Origin of the sequence: Streptomyces sp. NPDC056224 (assembly GCF_042267665.1) — a bacterium.
Classification (GTDB): domain Bacteria; phylum Actinomycetota; class Actinomycetes; order Streptomycetales; family Streptomycetaceae; genus Streptomyces.
The window spans coordinates 174,080-193,871 of record NZ_JBHJTK010000001.1 but is presented as its reverse complement, the minus strand read 5'-3'; the positions used below and the strand labels follow the sequence as shown (position 1 = coordinate 193,871).

Below are 19,792 nucleotides of genomic sequence, written 5' to 3'. Positions count from 1 at the left end.
CAGCTTCACGCCTATGCTCCTCACGTGACGGGGCGGGGGCCGGCGACGGCCGGGGAAAAAGGGGAGGTGGGGGGCGTGCCGAGTCTGCGCAGCAGGGCGCTGTCGGTGGCGCTGATCGCGGCAGGACGGCGAAGACGGTTCGCGAGCGCCGAGGCGGTGCGGACCCGGGTGGCTCGGTCCGCCCGTCGGCCCGCTTCCCATCTGCCGCCGCGCCGGCTGGGCCGGGTCGCGGAGATCTCGCGGACCTTCGTCGGGGCGTGGCCGGTGTACGACGTCGCACCGCGCGGGACCGAGCCGACGGCCCAGGTGCTGTACGTGCACGGTGGCGCCTACGTGGGCGAGCTGGTCCGTCCGCACTGGGCGGTGGTGCGGACCCTGGTCACACAGGCGGGGGCGCGCGTCGTCGTACCGGCGTACATCCTGGCACCGCGCGGGACGGCCGACCGGACGGTCCCGGTCGCCGCCGACCTGCTCAGCGGTCTCATCGCGAGCGGCGGCGCGGGCGGGACGGTGCTCATCGGCGACTGCGCCGGGGCCGGGCTGGCACTGGCCGCCGCCCAGTGGCTGCGCGAGCGCACCGGGGCGCGTCCTTCCCGGATCGTGCTGATCTCGCCGTGGCTGGACCTGACCTTGAGCCATCCGGACCAGGCGGGCGCCGAGGCGGCCGATCCGGTGCTGGGGCTCCCGGGGCTGCGGGAGGCCGGGCGCCTGTACGCCGGGACCCTGGCCGCGGACGATCCCCGGGTGAGCCCGCTGTACGGGTCCTTCGAGGGGATGGCGCCGCTGACGGTGTTCACCGGGACCCGGGACCTGCTGACCACGGACAGCGGGGAACTGCTGCGCCGGGCGCGGGCGGCCGGGGTGGAGGTGGAGGTCCACGAGGAGGTGGGGCTGCCGCACGGCTACCCGCTGCTGCCGCTGCCGGAGGGGCGGGCGGCACGCGACCGGATCGTCGAGCTGGTCCGGTCGGCGGCGGAGCTGTGACACCGGCACCTACGCCACACAGGTCATCAGAGAGCTGATCGGCCAGGCGCGGTACGCCGTCCAGTACGCCTCGTCGCGCACGTGATCGGCGGGCGGGGTCCGGTTCGGCTGCCAGCCGACGGTACTGAAGCCCGCCTCGACGGCGGCTTCGGCGAGGTCGGCGTGGGACCACTCGCGGAACTCGAAGGGCACCGGCGGGTCGGTCAGCAAGTGCGCCTTCAGCAGCGGCGCGTCGCCGCTCGGCACCCGGTCGAGGATGCGGACCCCGTACGGCGACCAGTCGACGCGCGGGAACGCCCCTGCGTTGGGCACGATCGCGAGCAGCCGTCCGCCGGCCCGCAGGCTGGCGCGGACCGACCGGAACACCGCGTGCAGTTCCCCGCGGTCGGGCGTGTGGTGGAAGGGGTAGAGGGCGGTGGCGAGGTCGAAGGGGCCGAGGTCGGGCAGGCCCGAGGCGTCGGCGACGAGGTACTCGATGTTCTCGCCGGCCGGCCGGTCCTTCACCGCCTCGTGCGCGCGGGCCAGCGCGATCATCTCCTCCGAGATGTCCACGCCGACGGTCCGTCGGGCGCCGCCGCGGGCCAGCAGCCGGGTGTTGAAGCCGTATCCGCAGGCCAGGTCGAGGGCGTCGAGGCCGCGTACCCCGCCGAGCGCGTCGATGGCTCCGTGCAGGGTGTAGGTGTCGGCCGCCGAGAAGGCGGCGGTGGTCCTGGACTCCGCGTAGCGCTCGCCGATGGTGTCGTACTGGAACCGCATGCTCTGCCTTCCGGTGGCCTGCCGGTGGGGTGGGTGGGAGGGAGGGGACGCGTGCGTATCGTGCCCCGCGACGCCTCCGGGCAACGGGGCGCACACCCGGCCGTCCCCCGGACGAGGGATGCGGTCGGCCTATCGCCGCCGCCGGGCCTCGCGCACGGGATCCGCCACCCCGGCCGGTGCGCCCTTCGGCACCAGTTCGCGCATGCAGGTGCGCAGCCAGGCGTGCGCCGGGTCCGCGTCGTGGCGCGGGTGCCAGGCCATGCCGAAGGGCAGCGTCGGCAGGTCGAGCGGGATCTCGAAGGTCTCCAGGTCCAGCGCGGCGGCGAGGGGTACGACCTGGGTGGTGAGGAGTCCGACGAGGTCGCTCTCGCGCAGGACGAACAGGGAGGCGGGGAAGGTGCCGACGCTGCCCGCCACCCGCCGGGACAGGCCCCGTTCGGCCAGGGCCGTGTCCACCGGGCCCTGCAGGCGGCCGCGCCGGGAGGCGATCAGGTGCTCGGCGGCGGCGAACCGGCGCGCGGTGACACGGCCGCGGAGCAGCGGGTGGCCGCGCCGGACCACGGCCAGCATCCGCTCGTCGGCGAGGTGCTCGACGCGCACTTCGGGGGAACGGGTGTCGACGACTCCGAGTTCGAGGTCGGCGACGCCCTCGCGCAGCGCCGGGACGTCCACGTGGCTCTCCCCCAGGAAGCGCAGCCGCACCCCCGGCGCCTCGCGGGTCACCCGGGTGAGGAGGGCGGCTCCGTAGACGGCGGTGAAGGCGTCGTTCGCGAGCACGGTGAAGGTGCGGGCGAGGGTGGACAGGTCCACCTGCCCGCCGGTGAGGAAGAGGGCGCGGGCCCGTTCCACGACGGCCCTGACCTCGCCCTGGACGGCGAGGGCGTGCGGGGTGGGCACCATGGTCCGTCCGGCCCGGACCAGGACGGGGTCGCCCAGGGCCCTGCGGATCCGGCCGAGGGTGCGGCTCATCGCGGGCTCGGAGAGGTGCAGCCGGGCCGCCGCGCGGGACACGCTCGACTCCTCCAGGAGGACGTCCAGGGCGGCGAGGAGGTTCAGGTCCAGACCGGACGCGGTCCCGGATTGCGTCACACGCATTCATCCCTTGCAGAACATGCACTGGAAAGCAGGTCACTGCCACCCTACGGTGAAGCGGAGGCCTCGCCCATCCACATCCCCTTTTCGCCACCGACTCCGAGGAGGAGCCGTGCTCCGCCATGCCCGCACGCGGGATCCCGCCGCGCCGCCCGCGCCCGCCGCGACCACCCTCACCCGGCCCGCCCTGCTCGTCCTGTGCGCCTGCGTACTGGTCGCCCAGGGCATGGTCGCCGCCGTCAACCTGCTCATCCCGCAGCTCGCCGCGTCCACCCTGCGTCCCGGCCCCGGCGAGCTGCTGTGGGCGGTCGACGCGTACGTCATCGTCTTCGCGGCGCTGCTGATCCCGGCCGGTGCCCTCGGCGACCGGTACGGGCGCAAGGGCGCCCTGCTGGCCGGGCTCGGGCTGTTCGCCGCGGGCGGGGCCGTCAGCGCCCTCGCGCAGGACCCGGCCGTGCTGATCGCCGGCCGTGGCCTGTGCGGGGCCGGGGCGGCCCTGATCATGCCCGCCACCATGTCCGTCCTGGTCCACCTGAGCCCGCCCGAACTCCGTGGCCGGGCGCTGGCCACCTGGACGCTGGCCGCGGGCCTCGGGGGTCTGGCGGGCAACGTCGGCGGCGGCCTGGCCGGGGAGTTCCTGACCTGGCGGGCCCTGTTCTGGGCCGTCGTCCCGCTCGGCGCGCTGCTCGCGCTCGCGGTCGCCCTCACGGTCCCCCGTACGCCCTCGCGGCCCGACGCGGCCGTCGACCCCGCCGGGGCGGCGCTGCTCGCGGCGGCGCTGCTCGCGGTGGTCTACGGAATCATCGAGGGTCCCGCCCACGGCTGGGCCTCGGTGCGCGTACTGACCGCCTTCGGCGCCGGCGCGGGCCTCCTCGCGGCCTTCACCGGCCATGCCCTGCGCGCCGCCCGCCCGCTGCTCGACCCGCGGATCTTCGCCTCGCGCAAGCTGCGTGCCGGAGCGCTCGGCATCGGCGCCGCCTTCTTCGGGCTCTTCGCCCTGTTCTTCGTCAACGCCCAGTACCTCCAGTACGCGAAGGGCTTCTCCCCCGCCGAGACCGGCCTGGCGATCGTCCCGCTGACCGTCGGCATGGCCCTGGTTCCCCGGTTCGGAGCGCGGCTCCAGGAGCACACCGGGCCCCGGCTGCCGGTCGGCGCCGGGCTCGGCCTGATCGGTGCGGGGCTGCTGCTCGTCTCCACCGCCGACGCGGGCACTCCGTACGCCCTGTACGCGCTCTACCTGCTGGTGCTGTCCGTCGGCACCGGGCTGTGCGCGCCCTCCCTGACCCTGACGGTGGTCGCCGAGCTGCCACCGCACCAGGCCGGACTGGGCTCCGGGCTGAACACCGCGGCCCGGGAGATCGGCGCCGCCCTCGGGGTGGCGGTGGTGGGCACGGTGCTGGCCTCCCGGTTCCACGGGAACCCGACGGATCCGGCTCAGGTCGCCGCCTTCACCGACGCGATGGGGGGCGCGCTGCGCACGGTGGCCGTGGTGCTGCTCGTGGCGTCGGCCGCCGTGGTGGCCGGGTACCGGGACACCGTGCGGGCCCGGCGCCGGGGTGCGGGCAGCACCGCCGAGGGCGCATCCTGACGGTGTGACGGCGAGACCGGACAGCGGCGCCCCCGCCCTCGATGCCACGGCCCAGGTGCTCGCCCGGGCCTCCGTCGGCGCGGTGGCGGCCGTAGGCGGGTACGCGGGCGGGGTGTACCTGCGCTCCGGCCGTGAGGGGCTGCTGCGGCTGGCCGTGCTCACGGGGCTCCCGGGGCGGCTGTTCCGGCCCTGGTGGCGGATGCACGTGAACCGGCCCTACCCGGTGGCCGAGGCCTACCGCTCCGGACAGTCCGTGCACCTGCCCGACGTGGAAACGGCCATGCGCCGCTTTCCCCAGCTGATGGCGGGGCTGCCCTTCCCCTTCGGCTCGCTGTTCGAGCCGGTGACGGCCGGGACCGAGCGGTTCGGCGTGCTGATGGTGCTGCGCGCGCCGACTCCCGGGGTCGCCGTCGGGGCGGTGGACCGCGAGCGGCTGCGCGAGGCCGCGGACGGGCTGGCCCGGAACCTCGCGGAGCTGACGGCGGCCGGGGAGCCCGTGATCTGGGAGGGTGACCCGCTGCTCGTACCGCCGCCCGCCCCGGCCGGCGGCGAGCCGGGCGCGCGGGAGGCCGTGGACCGGCTCTCCCATGCCGTGCTGTCCGTGGACCGGCAGGGCGTGATCGGGTTCGTCAACGCCGCCGCCGAGGATCTGCTCGGCCTCGGCATGCAGCAGCTGCGCGGACGGTTGCTGTGGGAGGCGCTGCCCTGGCTCGGGCACCCCGCGTACGAGGACCACTTGCGGGCCGTCTTCATGTCCAGCGAGCCGGTGCACTTCCCGGCCCGGCGCGGCCGCCACCCGCCCGGAGGATGGCTGTCGGTGAACCTGTACCCCGGCGTCGACGGGGTCACCGTGACGATCGGCGCCGACGAGAAGCCCGCCTACGCACCCGCGTCGGTGGTCGAGCCGGCCGCGGGGCACGCTTCCCCCGCCGACCGGGCCGCCGCGCTGTACCGGCCGGTGGCCCTCGCCATCGCGCTGACCGAAGCGGTCACGGCCCGCCAGGTGTCGGCGGTGGTCACCGACGAGCTGCTGCCCGCCTTCGGCGGCCGCCAGCTGGCGATCTACCTGCTCGACGAGCGGCACCTGCACCTGGCGTGGGAGACCGGTTTCCCCAAGGGCTTCCTCAACCGCTTCGACGGGGTCGGGCTCGACGTGCGGCTGCCGGGCGTGGAGACGCTGACCTCGGGCCGGCCGCTGTTCTTCGAGTCGATGGAACACCTGGCCGCCGCCTATCCGGGCATCCCGCTGGACGCGCATGTCGGCGCCCGCGCCTTCCTCCCGCTGATCGCCTCCGGCCGCCCGGTCGGCTCGTGCATCCTCGGCTTCGACGAGCCCCGGGACTTCAGCCCGGAGGAGCGTACGGTGCTGACCGCCCTGGCCGGGCTGATCGCGCAGGCCCTGGCGCGGGCGCGGCGCTACGACAGCGAGGCGGCGCTCGCCAGGGGGCTCCAGTCGGCCCTGCTGCCGCACCGGCTGCCGGTGCGCGAGCACGTGGACACGGTGGGCCGCTACCTCCCCGGCACCCAGGGCATGGACGTCGGCGGTGACTGGTACGACGTGATCGAGACCGGCGGCGGGCGCCTCGCCCTGGTCATCGGGGACGTCCAGGGCCACGGCGTGGCGGCCGCCGCGACCATGGGCCAACTCCGCAGCGCGGTACGGGCCTTCGCCCTGACCAGCAGCACCCCGGACCAGGTGGTGGCCGGCACGAACCGGATGCTCAGCGACCTGGACCCGGGCCAGTTCGCCAGCTGCTGCTACGTGGTGCTCGACCCGGCGACGGGCTCCGCCCAGGCCGTCCGTGCCGGGCACCCCCAGCCGCTGCTGCGCCACCCCGACGGGCGCACCGACGTACTGGACCTGGCGGGCGGACTGGTGCTCGGCATCGACCCGGAGGCCACGTATCCGGTGACCGGACTGCGGCTGGCGGTCGGCTCGGTGCTCGCCCTGTACACGGACGGGCTGGTGGAGAAGCCGGGCATCGACATCGACGTCGGGGTGGAACGGCTGCGGGCGGCCCTCGCCGCGACCGGGCCCGGCCCCCTGACCGAGACGGCCGACCGGCTGATCGGCGAGGCGGGCGGCAGCGACGACCGGCCGGACGACATCGCCCTGCTGCTGGCTGCCCGCACGGGCGGGGCCGCTTGAGGGCTGTCCCGTGGTCCCCGGCGGGTCGGCGCACGGCGTCGGATCGGTGCATCGCACGGCGGACGGACACCCGACCGTACGGGGCGCATGCGGGCGTTCGAACCACGCGGCGCGGGACTACTGCGGGCGCCGGCCGGCCGCCAGGGTGAAGGAGTGGCCCGCCGGGTCGCTGAAGAGGCGGGCGTCGCGCGGGCCTTCGCCGGCGTCGGGCGAAAGCGGGCGGGCCCCGAGCGAGACGGCCTCCCGCTCGGCCTCGTCCAGATCCGCGGGGGCGACCACGATGCGCAGGTGTGCCTGCTGGGAGTCCTCGGGGCGCGGCCAGCTCGGTGGTGCGTAACCGTGGTCCCGGCGCACGGCCAGGTGTACTCCGGCTCCGCCCACGACCTCGACCGTGTCGGGCTCCTCCCCGGCCCGGACCTGCGCACCGAGCAGGTCGGCGTAGAAGAGGGCCAGCGACTCCGGCTCGGCGCAGTCCAGTACGAGAACGCTCGTCTTCGCGACAGTCATGGACCGCGGATACCCGCGGACCGCGCCCGTACGCGCCACCGGTGCGCGCCACCGGTGCGCGCCTTGCACACTCCGCTTGCGGCACTGTCGGTGCGACTTGGTAGAACTGCTGTCGCACCGTCCGCCCGTCCGAGCGGACCGTTCACCACCAGGAGCAGCGCATGAGCCAGGTCTCACACCTCAAGGAGCTGGGCGGGCTGCCCGCCTTCGACTTCCCGGGCACGGATGTCGAGGGCGAGGTCGAGCTGCCCGGCGCCGACACCGTGGCCTGGCGGGTCCGGGGCGACGAGCACGAGACCGAGGAGACCTGGAGCGAGGCCTTCGCCCGCTTCACGGCCGCCGTCGACACCCGGCAGGTCCGCTCCCTGATCGTGGGCGTCTGGGAGGAGTCGTACGAGACGTCCAGCGCCGACATCGTGAGCACCCTGGTGGCGGCCGCCGCGGACTTCCCGCTCCTGCGCGCCCTGTTCATCGGTGACATCGAAGGCGAGGAGTGCGAAATCTCGTGGATCCAGCAGGCGGACGTCACTCCGCTGCTGGAGACGTTCACGGGCCTGCGCGAGTTCGGGGTGCGCGGCGGTGACGGGCTGGCCCTCGCTCCGGTCAAGCACGCGCAGCTGCGGCGGCTGGTGGTGGAGACGGGCGGGCTGCCCCGGGAGGTGGTGCGGGGCATAGCCGCGAGCGACCTGCCCGCCCTGGAGGCCCTCGACCTGTGGCTCGGCACGTCCGAGTACGGGGCGGACACCGAGCCGCAGGACCTGGAGCCGATCCTGTCGGGCGCGCGGCTGCCGGCCCTGCGCCATCTCGCCCTGCGCAACAGCGAGATCCAGGACGCGGTCGCCGTCGCGGTGGCGGGGGCGCCGGTGGTGGCCCGGCTGGAGACCCTGGACCTGTCCATGGGCATCCTCACCGACGAGGGCGCGGCCGCCCTGCTCGCGGCCGCCCTGCCCGCGGGCGGGCCGCTCACCCGCCTGAACCGGCTCGACCTGAACCACCACTTCATCGGCGCCGGGCTCCAGGAGCGGCTGCGCGCGGCCCTGGAGCCGCACGGCGTGGAGCTCGCCCTCGGCGCGGGCGAGCAGGACGAGTACGACGGGGAGATCTACCGGTACGTCGCGGTGTCGGAGTGACGCGTCCGTCCCTCGCGGTGGTCGGCGTTCCGGGGGGCCGCCGCGTGGCCCTCTTCCAGGACGCCGTCCGCGCCGCCGGACTGCCGGCCGCCCGGGTGGTGCCCTGGCGGGAGGTGCTGGGCGGCCGGGCCCGGTTCGGGCCGGGCGAGACCGTGCGGATCGACTCGCCGGGCGAGGACCCGGAGGTCGACCGGCTGCTGCGGGGGACGGCCGACCCCACCCGGGTGGAGGGGACCGGCCTTTGGTACCGACGGTTCACCGGGGCCGTGGAGGCGCTGGCCGCCGAGGTCGCGGCGGCCGGCGGACGGCTGCTCACCGCCCCGGGGGACCTCGCCGTACTGTTCGACAAACGGCTGACCCACCACGCCCTGGAGACGGCGGGGGTCGCGGTGCCGCCCTCACCGACCTCCGGCCCCGCCGCGCCCCCGGTGCGCGGCTGGGCGGACGTACGGGAGGTGCTCGCGCGGCCCGGGCTGCGCCGGGTGTTCGTCAAGCTCGCCCACGGCTCCTCGGCCTCCGGCGTCCTCGCCCTCGAATCCGGGGCGGGCGGCCGCATCCGGGCGACCACCTCGGTGGAGCGGTCCGTCTCCGGCGGGCTGCACAACTCGCTGCGGGTGCGCCGGTACGAGGACGAGTGCGCGGTCGGCGCGATCGTCGACGCGCTGGCCCCCGACGGCCTGCACATCGAGCGCTGGCTGCCGAAGGCCTCGCAGAACGGCCGCCCGGCCGATCTGCGGGTCGTGGTCATCGGCGGCCGGGCCACGCACGCGGTGGTCCGCACCGCGTCCGGGCCCATGACCAATCTGCACCTCGGCGGCGCCCGCGGCGACCTCGACGCCGCCATCGCCGCCGTGACGGCGGCGGGCGGCAGCTGGTCCGAGGACGCCCTCGCCCTCTGCGAGCGCGCGGCGGCCGCCTTCCCCGGCACCCTGTGCGTGGGCGTCGACCTGCTCCCGGCCACGGGCTGGCGGCGGTTCGCCGTCGGCGAGGTCAACGCCTTCGGGGATCTGCTGCCCCGCCTCACCGGGCTGCCCGGCTCGCCCGCCGCGGGCCTCGACACCTACGCGGCCCAACTGGCCGCCGTACACGCATCCGCACGACAGGAACACCATGCACCCCTCCCCGCCCGCCCCTGACATGAACGAGGTCGTCGGCCGCGACGACCTGCTGCTCGTCACCCTCGACACCCTGCGCTTCGACGTCGCCGCCAGGCTGGCGGCCGAGGGCCGGATCCCGCACCTCGCGGCCCACCTCCCCGGCGGCGCGTGGGAGCGGCGGCACGCGCCCGGCAGCTTCACCTACGCCTCGCACCAGGCGATGTTCGCCGGCTTCCTCCCGACGCCGGCCGGTCCCGGGCCGCATCCGCGGCTGTTCGCCGCCCGGTTCGCGGGCAGTGAGACCACGGCCGGGCGCACCTGGGTGTTCGACACCCCGGACCTGGTGTCCGCACTGGCCGGGGCCGGGTACCGGACGGTGTGCGTGGGCGGGGTCGGCTTCTTCAACAAGCAGGCCGCGCTGGGCTCCGTACTGCCGGGGATGTTCCAGGAGAGCCACTGGGAGCCGGAGTTCGGCGTGCCGTCGCCGACGTCCTTCGAGGCGCAGGTGGCCCGTGCGGAGCGGGTGGTGGCCGGACTGCCGCGGGACGAGCGGCTGTTCCTCTTCGTGAACGTGTCGGCGCTGCACCAGCCCAACTGGTTCCACCTGGCGGGCGCGACCGCGGCGGCCGGGGATTCGTGGGAGACGCACGCGGCCGCGCTGGAGTACGTGGACCGGCACATCGGCCGGCTGTTCGACGCGATGAGCGCGCGGCGCCGCTGCTTCGCGATCGTCTGCTCCGACCACGGCACGACCTACGGCGAGGACGGGTACACCGGGCACCGGCTGGCCCACGAGGCGGTCTGGACGGTCCCGTACGCGCAGTTCTTCCTGGAGCCGAAGGAGGCCGTGCGATGAGCGTTCCGCCCACGCCGTACGAGAGTTACGTGTACGCCTACCCGCACAAGACGGCGTACCGCGCGCTGGCCGGACGGCCCGCGCTGCGCGAGCTGTGGGCCGAGCAGCCCCGGCACGCGCTCTCCCTCTACCTGCACGTCCCGTTCTGCGAGGTGCGCTGCGGATTCTGCAACCTGTTCACGCGGATCGGCGCGCCCGAGGGGCTGACCACGGCGTACCTCGACGCACTGGAGCGGCAGGCGAACGCCGTCCGGGACGCGTTCGGTGACGGGGAGCCGGTGCGGTACGCGGCGGCCGCCTTCGGCGGCGGCACCCCGACCTTCCTGACCGCGCCCGAGCTGGAACGGCTGTGCGACATCGCGGAGAAGAGCGCGGGCGCCGATCTGCGGGCGGTCCCGCTGTCGGTGGAGGCCTCGCCCTCCACCGCCACCGCGGACCGCCTCGCCGTCCTCGCCGACCGGGGCACGACGCGGCTGAGCCTGGGCGTGCAGAGCTTCGTGGCCGAGGAGGCGCGCACGGCGGTCCGGCCGCAGAAGCGCGCCGAGGTGGAGGCGGCCCTGTCACGGATCCGGGACGCGGCGATCCCGGCCCTGAACATCGACCTGATCTACGGGATCGACGGCCAGACCGAGGACAGCTGGCGGTACTCGCTCGACGCGGCGCTGGCCTGGGAACCGGAGGAGCTGTACCTGTACCCGCTGTACGTACGGCCCCTGACGGGCCTGGGGCGCCGGCCGGACGAGCCCACCGCGGACTGGGACGAGCAGCGGCTGCGGCTCTACCGGGCCGGCCGGGACCACCTGCTGGCCGCCGGGTACGAGCAGGTGTCGATGCGGATGTTCCGCCGTCCCGGGGCCCCGGCGGCGGGGGCCGACGACCACGCCTGCCAGACGGACGGCATGGTGGGGCTGGGCTGCGGGGCCCGCTCGTACACCGCCGAGCTGCACTACTCCTTCGACTACGCGGTGGACATGCGGGAGATACGTGGCATCGTCGACGACTACGTGGGGCGGTCCGAGGCCGACTTCGCCCGGGCGGAGTACGGCCGGTGGATCGACTCCGGCGAAGCACGGCGGCGGCATCTGCTCCAGTCGCTGCTGCAGGCCCGGGGCATGGCCGTGGCGGAGTACCGGGAGCGGTTCGGCAGCGGTCCGCAGGACGACTTCCCGGTGGAGCTGGCGGCCTTCGCGGAGCGCGGCTGGCTCTCGGAGGCACCCGGCCTGCTGCGCCTGACCCCCGAGGGCCTGGCGCATTCGGACGCCGTGGGTCCCGCGCTGTTCTCGGCGGAGGTACGGGCCGCGATGGCCGCGTACGAGCGCAAGTGACGGGCCCGTCGGCCAATACGGCGATGGACCTGACACTGCTCTACCGGGGCCCGCTGGCGTCCTGCGACTACGACTGCCCGTACTGCCCGTTCGCGAAGCGGAGGGACAGCCGGGCGCAGCTGACCGAGGACCGCGCGGCGCTGGAACGGTTCGCCGCGTGGGCGGCCGGCAACACGGGCGACCGCCTGTCGGTCCTGTTCACCCCGTGGGGCGAGGGCCTGGTCCGCTCCTGGTACCGGCGCGCGCTGGTGGAGCTGTCGCACCTGCCGCACGTGCGCCGGGTGGCGATCCAGACCAACCTGAGCTGCCGCGTCGAGTGGACCGCCGCGGCCGATCCGGACACGCTCGCGCTGTGGTGCACCTACCACCCGGGGCAGACGCCGTACGACCGCTTCCTCGGCCGGTGCCGGGAGCTGGCGGCCGGGGGGATCCGCTTCAGCGTGGGCGTCGTCGGGCTGCCGGAGCACCTCGCGGAGGCCAGGCGGCTGCGGGCGGAGCTCCCGGCGGAGGTGTACCTGTGGGTGAACGCGGCGGAGGGCCGTACGTACACCGACGCCCAGGCCTCGGACTGGACGGCGCTGGACCCGCTGTTCGCGTACAGCCGCCACCCGCACCGCTCGGCGGGGCTGCCCTGCCGCACGGGCGAGTCGGTGGTCTCGGTGGACGGCGACGGCACGGTCCGCCGCTGCCACTTCGTGAAGGCGGAGCTGGGCAACCTCTACGACGGCTCGTACCGGGCGGCCCTGGGCCCGCGTGGCTGCCCGCTCACCGTCTGCGACTGCCACATCGGCTACGTCCACCTGGAGACGCTGCCGCTCTACGACGTCTTCGCGGGCGGGGTCCTGGAGAGGATCCCGGCGTCCGGCAAAGCGGAGGGAAATTCTTCGGCGGGGCAGCTGCGGTTCCCGCACCTGCCAGTCGTGCAGCGTTAACACCCTCTTTACGCCGCAGACCGGGTCCGGCGGGGTCCCGGACGACGGAATCCGCAGGTGGACAGCTATTGACCTGCGGATCTCGCAGGGATTCCAATGTCGGCCCGGGAGCCACGCGAACCATTTGCCCACCACCGCCTCGGAGGCGATACCGCTCCCGCGCTCATTCCCCGCACCTGCCGATCGGAACCCCGCACCGATGACTGACACGATCAGCGCACCACAGGCCCTCTCCCCCGCCACCGGGCCCGTCCCGCAGAAGCTCAAGCGTTCCATAGGCGTCGTCGGCGGGACTCTGCTCACGCTCTCGTGCGTGACGCCCGCCTCGACCCTCTTCGTCGTCGTGCCCGACCTGTTCTCCAGCCTCGGCACCTGGACCGCCCTCACCATCGCGATCGGCTCGCTGCTCTGCATCGGCGTCGCGTTCTGCTACTCGGAGCTGGGCACCCTCATCCCCAGCGCGGGCGGCGAGTACGCGATGGTCTCCACACTGGCCGGCCGGCTCGCGGGCTGGCTGGTGTTCGTCCTGTCCCTGCTGGTCGTCATGATCGTGCCGCCCGTGATCGCCATGGGCACGGCCGACTACCTCGCCCCGGTGATCGACATCCCGGCGCCGGTCGCGGGCGGCGGCGTGATGCTGCTGGCCACCCTCGCCGGTCTCCTCGACCTGCGGGCCAACGCCTGGATCACCGGCATCTTCCTCGTCCTCGAAGTCGTCGCCGCCGCCATGGTCGCCGTACTGGGCTTCGCGCACGGCGAGCGGGGCGTCGGCGCCCTGGTGCACGGCACGGTCGCCGCCGAGGGCGGCGGCACGTCCACCGTCACGGCGATGATGGTCGTCTCCGGGCTCGCCATCGCCCTGTTCGTCACCCAGGGGTTCTCGACCGCCGTCTACCTCTCGGAGGAGCTGGAGAACCCGCGGCGCAACGTCGCCCGGACCGTGCTCGCCACGCTCGCCATCTCCACCGCCGTGATCCTGGTGCCGGTCATCGCCATCACCATGGGCGCCCCGGACCTGGACGCGCTGGCGGCGGGCGACCTCGGCGGGATGGTGACGGCCTGGTCGAACTCGGCGGTCGGCACCTTCGTGAGCCTGTGCGTCGCCCTCGCCATCGTCAACGCGGGCATCGTCATGGTCATCCAGAACTCGCGGGTGCTGTTCGCCTCCGCCCGCGACAAGGCCTGGCCCCGGCCGGTCAACGACGCCCTGTCCAGGCTCGGCCGCTTCGGCTCGCCGTGGGTGGCCACCCTGGTCGTCGGTGTCCCGGGCGCGGCGATGTGCTTCGTCAACCTCGACACCCTGTACGGGGTCACCGGCGTCTCGGTGACCGGCATGTACCTGCTGGTGGCGGTGGCCGCGCTGTTCAGCCGGCGCGGGGCGCACCGCGAGGCGTCCCCCTGGCGGATGCCGCTGTGGCCGGCCGTCCCGATCGCGCTGATCGCCGTACTGGCGTACATCCTGACCCAGCAGGAGACCCAGTACCTGCTGTGGACGGGCGGGATCACCGCCGCGGCCACCGTGTACTGGGCGCTGTACCTGCGGCCGCGGCGCGAGACGCGCTGGCTGGTCAGCATCCCGGAGGACGGCGAGCACGCCGCCGCGTAGGCTCCGGCGCAACGGGACCGCCGCCCCGGCGGCGGTCCCAACTCCCCGCTCGGATGGCGGCTTTGCCGAAGGGCGGGTCCGCGACGCAGCCGCGGCAGGCCGCGTGCACTTCCTCGAAGGAGTGCACGCGGCCTGTCCGCGAGCGCGGTTCGCGGGCGGCGACGGCCGGGTTCACGTCCCCGAACCGGTCCCGGCTGCCGCCGAAGACGCGGCGGACCGTCTCCGGGCCCGACGCGTACGCCGCGTGCGGGACCCCGGTCCCGGCCTCGCGGGCACTGCCGGTGACGAGCAGGGCGATCGCACCGTGGAGGGAACCGGCGCGCACCGGCCCGGCCGGTCAGCCGACGCGGACGGCCTCGCCCTCGGCCAGGGTGAGGGCGGTGTTGATCAGGCCGACGTGACTGAAGGCCTGGGGGAAGTTGCCGAGTTGCCGCCCGGAGACGGGGTCGTACTCCTCGGCGAGCAGCCCCACGTCGTTGCGTACGGCCAGCAGCCGCTCGAAGAGGTCCCGGGCCTCCTTCTCCCGCCCCGTCAGGTACAGCGCGTCGGCCAGCCAGAACGAACAGGCGAGGAAGGTTCCCTCGTCGCCGGGCAGGCCGTCGACGGCGGGGCCTTCGGTGGTGTAGCGGCGGACCAGGCCGCTGCGGCCGAGCTCCGCGCGGACCGCGTCGACGGTGCCGATGACGCGCGGGTCGTCGGGCGGCAGGAAGCCGACCCGGGGAATGAGCAGGGTCGCCGCATCGAGCTCGCCGGAGCCGTAGTACTGGGTGAAGGTGCCCCGCTCGGGGTCGTAGCCCTTCTCGCACACGTCGCGGTGCACCTCGTCCCTCATGGTCCGCCAGCGCTCCAGGTCACCGGGCATCGAGGGATCGCCCTCCAGGGTGCGCACGGCCCGGTCGGCGGCGACCCAGGCCATCACCTTGGAGTGCACGAAGTGCCGGCGCGGGCCGCGCACCTCCCACAGCCCCTCGTCGGGCCTGTGCCAGTTCCGCTCCAGGAAGTCGAGCAGCGCGAGCTGGATCTGCCACGCGTGGCGCTCGGAGGCCAGCCCGGAGGACCGCGCGAGGTACAGGGAGTCGATGACCTCGCCGTACACGTCGAGCTGGAGCTGGTCGACCGCGGCGTTGCCCGCGCGTACGGGGGCGGAGGAGGCGTAGCCGCGCAGCCACGGCAGCTCGGTCTCGGGGATCCGGCGCTCGCCGGCGATGCCGTACATGATCTGGAGGTCCGCCGGGTCGCCGGCGACGGCGCGCAGCAGCCAGGCCCGCCAGGCGCGGGCCTCGTCCTGGAACCCGGTGGCGAGGAGCGAGCCGAGGATGAGGGTGGAGTCCCGGAGCCAGCAGTAGCGGTAGTCCCAGTTGCGGACGCCGCCGATCTCCTCGGGGAGGGAGGTGGTGGCCGCGGCGACGATGCCGCCGGTCGGGGCGTAGGTGAGGGCCTTGAGGGTGATCAGTGAGCGGGTGACCGCCTCCCGGTAGGGGCCCTCGTAGCAGCACTGGGAGCTCCATTCCCGCCAGTCGGCGAGGCTCTGCTCCAGCGCCTCGTACGGGTCGACGGGTTCGGGGCGCGGGTCGTGCGAGGCGTGCCAGGTGAGGACGAAGGCGACGCGTTCCCCTGCGGCGACGGTGAACTCGGAGCGTGTGCTGTTGGCCTCTCCCCAGGTGCGCACGGGCGGCTCGCTGCGGAACCAGGCGGAGTCGGGCCCGGCGACGGCGACGCGCTCGCCGTCGCTGCGGCGGACCCAGGGGACGACGTGGCCGTAGTCGAAGCGCAGGCGCAGGGTGCTGCGGACGGTCACCTCGCCGGACACGCCTTCGACGATCCGCATCACGTCGGGTGAGACGTCGCGCTGCGGCATGAAGTCGGTGACCTTGACCGTGCCGTCCCCGGTCTCCCAGTACGACTCCAGCACCATCGAGCCGTCCACGTAGGCGCGTTGGGTGCACCGCTCGCCGGTCTCGGCGGAGGCTGGCGCGATGCGCCAGTGGCCGTTCTCCTCGTCGCCGAGGAGCTTGGCGAAGCAGGCCCCGGAGTCGAAGCGCGGCAGGCACAGCCAGTCGACGGACCCGTCACGGCCGACCAGTCCACTGGTCATCAGGTCGCCGATGAGTGCGTAGTCTTCGATGGGTTGTGTCATCTGAGCGCTCTTCCCCCGTATGCCTTGGGCCAATCAGCGCAGGCCCCGGACACCCTGGTGCGCTCCGCCCGGGCCGCCTCAGTTCCGTACGAGGAGCAGCGCGCCGCCGAGGACCACGCCGAGGGCGACGGCGAGCGCGCCGTGGGTCAGTCGGTGGCTGCGCAGCACGGGCAGGAAGCGGTCGACGGCGTACCGGCCGGGGCCGGTGAGGGCCAGGGCCGCGGCGCCCGCGGTCAGCAGCAGTTCGTACTCGACGCCCTCGGGGGCGAAGAACGATCCGGCGCCGTGGACGGCGATCGCGTTGATGAGCGTGCCGACGACGGCCGCGCCGGCGAGCGGGGTCAGCAGTCCGACGGCGAGGCCGAGGCCTCCCAGGGTCTCGGTCAGCCCGGCCAGGACGGCCATGGCGTCGCCCGCGGGGTAGCCGCTGGCGGTGAAGAACTGGCCGGTGCCGCTGATGCCGCCGCCCCCGAACCAGCCGAAGAGCTTCTGGGAACCGTGGGCGGCCATGGTCAGCCCGAGGACGAGGCGCAGGAGCAGCAGGCCGGCGTCGTGGGCCGGGGTCGAGAGCGAAGGGGTGGTGGCCGGTGCGGTGGCCTGCGGCTTCGCCGTGGCGACGGAGGGGCTGGTCATCGTGGGGGATCCTTCCGGTCGTGCGGCCCGGGGACGGAGTTGTTGTTCAAATTCGAACCGCAAGCCTCGACCCTAACCACTGATTCAAATTGGAACAACCCGTGTAGGCTGGGGCCATGGCTGAGACGAGATGGCTGGACGACCGCGAGATGCGGGCCTGGAGCGGGTTCCTGGCCGCCTCGGCCCTGGTGAACCGCCGCCTCGACCAGCAGCTGAAGGACGACTCCGGGCTCTCGCACCCCCAGTACGAGATCCTCGTACGACTCGCCGCGGCCCCCGGACGGGAGCTGCGGATGACCGAACTCGCCAATGGCCTGATCAATTCCAAGAGCGGGCTGACCTACCAGATCACCCAGATGGAGAAGGCCGGGCTGGTCCGCCGCCGCAGCTGCCCCTCCGACGTGCGCGGGGTCTTCGCCGTCCTCACCGAGGCCGGTAGCGCCCGGCTGGACGGGGCGGCACCCGGGCACGTGGCCACCGTCCGGGAGATCCTCGTCGACGTCCTGACCCCCGAACAGCTCGACGCGCTCGCCGACGGGCTGGGCGAGGTCGGCCGACGGCTGCGCGAGCGCGGCGTCTGAGGGAGCGCGGCGCCCGAGGGGGCAGCGGGCGGGCCCGGCAAGGACGGCGAGGATACGGAGACCCGCGGGGCGGGTATAGGGGCGAAATGGACGGAAAGATCTGGCTCACGCTCGTCGCGGTCGTCGCGGCCGGGCTCGCGGTCGCCGCGGCGGTGCTGCTCGTACGGGTCTTCCGGGCGCGCCGACTGCTCGTCGACGCCGGGATCCCACTGCGCGACAAGGCCCTGTTCTGGGCCGCCGTGATCTACACCGTCTCCCCGGTGGACCTGCTTCCGGACCCGGTCTACCTCGACGACGTCGGGCTCCTGCTGCTGGCCCTGCGCTCGCTGCACGCGGCGGCGACCGCGGCGGGGACCGTGACGGGAACGGGAGCCGCGTCCACCCGGCCCGCGAAGCCCTGACCCGCCGGGGCGGCGCCCGCGAACCGGGTCACAGGACTCCGCGGGGGCGGAACTGGACGCTGATGCGCGGCCCGACGGCCCGCGTGGACTTGGGCACCGCGTGCTCCATGGTCCGCTGGCACGAGCCGCCCATGACGACGAGGTCGCCGTGGCCGAGGGCCAGCCGAAGCAGGGTGGCCCCGCCGTCGCGGGGGCGGAAGGCGAGGTCGCGCGGGTCGCCGACGGAGACGATCGCGACCATGGTGTCCTCGGTGGACGAGCGGCCGGTCCGGTCGCCGTGCCAGGCCACGCTGTCGCGGCCGTCGCGGTAGAGGCACAGCCCCGCGGTGACGAAGGGCTCCCCGAGCTCCCCGGCGTAATGCCGGGACAGCGCCTCGCGCGCCTCGGTGAGGGCGGGGTGCGGAAGATCCTCGCCCTCACCGTAGAAGGCGAGCAGGCGGGGCACCTCCACCTCGCGCTCGTACATCTGCCGACGCTCGGCGCGCCAGGGCACATCGGCGGCCAGCTGTTCGAACAGCACGTCGGAGCCGGTCATCCAGCCGGGGAGGCGGTCGACCCAGGCCCCGACTCCGAGCCGAGTGCGCCGCAGGCCCGCGAGCGGCCCGATGCGGATCTCGTCCCCCTGATCGAAGAGGGAACCCTGTAGGCCCTGGGCAGCGTGCATGGCACCACCCTAACCCCAACCATCGAACAGGTGCACGAATACGTGCGTCGACCGCGGCGGCGTGTCGTCAGGGTCCCGTCATCCCCGTACGATGCCGCGCACGTTCTCGACGCTCCCGCAGTCCGCCGCCAGCTGACGCTCCCGCTCCCGCAGGAACGCGGCGCCCAGTTCGGCCCGGCGCTCGTCGGGAACGCTCTCCCGGGCGCCGTTGAGGATCGTCCGCTCCTCCTCGTCGACGTGGTGGGAGACCGCCTTCACCAGGTCCTCCAGCCGCGCGTCCCATTCGTCGGAGCCCACCTCGTCCACTTCGAGCAGCGCCAGCAGCGCCTCGTTGCCCTCGGCGTGCTCCTCGACCCCGTGTTCCACCTCCTCGTCGTCCACGTTCCTGAAACGCTTCAGCGCGCCGTACACCTCGGCCTCCTCCGCCTCGCCGTGCGCGATGAGCAGCGCGGAGAACTTCGCGAGCGCGCCGGCCCGGTCCGCCTCCACGCTCCGCATGCGGCGGAACAGTTCCTCCATGGTGCGGTGGTCCTTGAGGATCACGGCGACGACGTCCTGGTCCTGGTCCCCGGCCATGCCACATCCCTCCTCTGCTGGGCTTCCGGTCGTCTTGCGCGTGCTCGCTGGGGAAGGATCCAAACCTCGCCCCCGGCCTCCGCCCCGCGGGGACACCCGGGCGGTTCAAGCCGGGTGGCCGGCTTCCAGGTCGTCCACGTCCTCGTACCGGAGCGGCTCGGGCACGCTCCCCCCGCCCGGCGGGCACCGCTCGGCGGGCGACAGGAAGAAGCCGACGTGATCGCCGCCCCCGCCGCCCGCGGTGCGCGCCTCGACGCGGCCGGTGAACCAGGTGCGCACGTCCGTCAGGACCGGGCTGCCCTCCCGGCCCGGCCGCCAGCCGACCCGCGCGAACTTGTCCACCCGGTCGCCGCATTCGCCGCCGAAGAGCCGCGCCAGCTCCCGCTGGTCGCGACGGAGCAGGTGCACGGTGAGGTGGGACGCCCGGCGTGCGACGCCGTAGGTGTGGTTCGCGGTGGACAGCCAGACGACGAACCGCGGCGGGTCGATCGAGCACTGCGAGGCGAACCCCACCAGACAGCCCGCCCGCTCGCCACCGGCCGCGGCCGTGACCACGTACATCGGGCCGGCGTGCGCGTCGGGGAAGGGATCCGGCTCCGTCACGGCGCCTCCTCGGGTCCGGGTGCCGCCACCCCCTTCCGGCCACTACCCCGGACCTCGGCGCGGAACCGCGCGGCAGCCGGGGTACCCGGCGCCGGATCTCGGCGCGCCGCCCGCCTCCCCGGCTCCCCAGGCTGTAGGGCAAGGGGTGCAGACGCGGCGGCGAGGCTTCGGGAGG

The 19,792-nt window shown here is 74.3% G+C and carries 19 protein-coding genes; 11 read left to right on the top strand and 8 right to left on the bottom strand.

What is annotated here, in order from left to right; translation table 11 throughout:
* The first annotated feature begins 75 nt into the window (after nucleotides 1-75).
* On the top strand, nucleotides 76-984 hold the full coding sequence (locus ACFCZ1_RS00895) for an alpha/beta hydrolase fold domain-containing protein (RefSeq protein WP_376676164.1): 909 nt from the start codon (nucleotides 76-78) through the stop codon (nucleotides 982-984).
* A gap of 9 nt (nucleotides 985-993) precedes the next feature.
* On the opposite strand, the gene ACFCZ1_RS00890 is transcribed toward ACFCZ1_RS00895, so the two are convergent.
* Both ACFCZ1_RS00890 and ACFCZ1_RS00885 read right to left on the bottom strand, forming a co-directional pair.
* Complete coding sequence (locus ACFCZ1_RS00890; RefSeq protein ID WP_376676163.1) at nucleotides 994-1,740, bottom strand: class I SAM-dependent methyltransferase; 747 nt, start codon at nucleotides 1,738-1,740, stop codon at nucleotides 994-996.
* Between the two features lie 129 nt (nucleotides 1,741-1,869).
* Nucleotides 1,870-2,835, bottom strand: coding sequence for a LysR family transcriptional regulator (locus ACFCZ1_RS00885; protein ID WP_376676162.1), 966 nt, complete (start codon nucleotides 2,833-2,835; stop codon nucleotides 1,870-1,872).
* Nucleotides 2,836-2,944: 109 nt separating this feature from the next.
* Between ACFCZ1_RS00885 and ACFCZ1_RS00880 the strand changes: the two genes are divergently transcribed.
* Together ACFCZ1_RS00880 and ACFCZ1_RS00875 are read left to right on the top strand one after the other, a co-directional pair.
* Nucleotides 2,945-4,420, top strand: coding sequence for an MFS transporter (locus tag ACFCZ1_RS00880; RefSeq protein WP_376676161.1), 1,476 nt, complete (start codon nucleotides 2,945-2,947; stop codon nucleotides 4,418-4,420).
* Between the two features lie 4 nt (nucleotides 4,421-4,424).
* Nucleotides 4,425-6,569 carry a SpoIIE family protein phosphatase gene (locus ACFCZ1_RS00875; protein ID WP_376676160.1) on the top strand — a complete coding sequence of 715 codons (2,145 nt, stop codon included), beginning with the start codon at nucleotides 4,425-4,427 and terminating at the stop codon, nucleotides 6,567-6,569.
* Between the two features lie 117 nt (nucleotides 6,570-6,686).
* Here ACFCZ1_RS00875 and ACFCZ1_RS00870 read toward each other — a convergent pair whose 3' ends face one another.
* Nucleotides 6,687-7,076, bottom strand: a complete 390-nt coding sequence (locus tag ACFCZ1_RS00870) for a VOC family protein (protein ID WP_376676159.1) — start codon at nucleotides 7,074-7,076, stop codon at nucleotides 6,687-6,689.
* A gap of 161 nt (nucleotides 7,077-7,237) precedes the next feature.
* Between ACFCZ1_RS00870 and ACFCZ1_RS00865 the strand changes: the two genes are divergently transcribed.
* The 6 genes from ACFCZ1_RS00865 (at nucleotide 7,238) to ACFCZ1_RS00840 (ending at nucleotide 14,022) form a co-directional block, all read left to right on the top strand.
* The gene (locus tag ACFCZ1_RS00865) at nucleotides 7,238-8,206 is read left to right on the top strand and encodes an STM4015 family protein (RefSeq protein WP_376676158.1); all 969 of its coding nucleotides are present in this window, start codon (nucleotides 7,238-7,240) and stop codon (nucleotides 8,204-8,206) included.
* Nucleotides 8,203-9,342: an STM4014 family protein gene (locus ACFCZ1_RS00860; RefSeq protein WP_376676157.1), complete on the top strand. Its 1,140-nt coding sequence runs from the start codon at nucleotides 8,203-8,205 to the stop codon at nucleotides 9,340-9,342. Before ACFCZ1_RS00865 ends, ACFCZ1_RS00860 begins: the two co-directional genes overlap by 4 nt.
* Nucleotide 9,343: 1 nt before the next feature.
* On the top strand, nucleotides 9,344-10,159 hold the full coding sequence (locus ACFCZ1_RS00855; protein ID WP_376676751.1) for an STM4013/SEN3800 family hydrolase: 816 nt from the start codon (nucleotides 9,344-9,346) through the stop codon (nucleotides 10,157-10,159).
* Nucleotides 10,156-11,484 (top strand): STM4012 family radical SAM protein, encoded by a 1,329-nt coding sequence (locus tag ACFCZ1_RS00850; RefSeq protein ID WP_376676156.1) that lies wholly within the window; start codon nucleotides 10,156-10,158, stop codon nucleotides 11,482-11,484. The genes ACFCZ1_RS00855 and ACFCZ1_RS00850 overlap by 4 nt, the downstream gene beginning before the upstream one ends.
* Nucleotides 11,485-11,507: 23 nt before the next feature.
* Complete coding sequence (locus ACFCZ1_RS00845) at nucleotides 11,508-12,416, top strand: STM4011 family radical SAM protein (protein WP_376676155.1); 909 nt, start codon at nucleotides 11,508-11,510, stop codon at nucleotides 12,414-12,416.
* Between the two features lie 199 nt (nucleotides 12,417-12,615).
* Complete coding sequence (locus ACFCZ1_RS00840) at nucleotides 12,616-14,022, top strand: APC family permease (protein WP_376676154.1); 1,407 nt, start codon at nucleotides 12,616-12,618, stop codon at nucleotides 14,020-14,022.
* A gap of 337 nt (nucleotides 14,023-14,359) precedes the next feature.
* On the opposite strand, the gene ACFCZ1_RS00835 is transcribed toward ACFCZ1_RS00840, so the two are convergent.
* Together ACFCZ1_RS00835 and ACFCZ1_RS00830 are read right to left on the bottom strand one after the other, a co-directional pair.
* Entirely contained in the window at nucleotides 14,360-16,159 is a 1,800-nt protein-coding gene (locus ACFCZ1_RS00835) for a glycoside hydrolase family 15 protein (RefSeq protein ID WP_376676153.1), read from the bottom strand.
* A 78-nt stretch (nucleotides 16,160-16,237) separates the two neighbouring features.
* Entirely contained in the window at nucleotides 16,238-16,792 is a 555-nt protein-coding gene (locus ACFCZ1_RS00830; protein ID WP_376676152.1) for a DoxX family protein, read from the bottom strand.
* Nucleotides 16,793-16,908: 116 nt separating this feature from the next.
* Here ACFCZ1_RS00830 and ACFCZ1_RS00825 point away from each other — a divergent pair, with 116 nt between their 5' ends.
* Both ACFCZ1_RS00825 and ACFCZ1_RS00820 read left to right on the top strand, forming a co-directional pair.
* Nucleotides 16,909-17,373 carry a MarR family winged helix-turn-helix transcriptional regulator gene (locus ACFCZ1_RS00825; RefSeq protein ID WP_376676151.1) on the top strand — a complete coding sequence of 155 codons (465 nt, stop codon included), beginning with the start codon at nucleotides 16,909-16,911 and terminating at the stop codon, nucleotides 17,371-17,373.
* A gap of 86 nt (nucleotides 17,374-17,459) precedes the next feature.
* Nucleotides 17,460-17,774: a DUF1232 domain-containing protein gene (locus ACFCZ1_RS00820; RefSeq protein WP_376676150.1), complete on the top strand. Its 315-nt coding sequence runs from the start codon at nucleotides 17,460-17,462 to the stop codon at nucleotides 17,772-17,774.
* 28 nt (nucleotides 17,775-17,802) lie between these two features.
* Here ACFCZ1_RS00820 and ACFCZ1_RS00815 read toward each other — a convergent pair whose 3' ends face one another.
* The 3 genes from ACFCZ1_RS00815 to ACFCZ1_RS00805 form a co-directional block, all read right to left on the bottom strand.
* Nucleotides 17,803-18,438, bottom strand: coding sequence for an alpha-ketoglutarate-dependent dioxygenase AlkB (locus ACFCZ1_RS00815; RefSeq protein ID WP_376676149.1), 636 nt, complete (start codon nucleotides 18,436-18,438; stop codon nucleotides 17,803-17,805).
* Between the two features lie 78 nt (nucleotides 18,439-18,516).
* On the bottom strand, nucleotides 18,517-19,014 hold the full coding sequence (locus ACFCZ1_RS00810) for a hemerythrin domain-containing protein (RefSeq protein ID WP_376676148.1): 498 nt from the start codon (nucleotides 19,012-19,014) through the stop codon (nucleotides 18,517-18,519).
* A gap of 105 nt (nucleotides 19,015-19,119) precedes the next feature.
* Entirely contained in the window at nucleotides 19,120-19,617 is a 498-nt protein-coding gene (locus ACFCZ1_RS00805) for a flavin reductase family protein (RefSeq protein ID WP_376676147.1), read from the bottom strand.
* Between the last annotated feature and the right edge of the window lie 175 nt (nucleotides 19,618-19,792).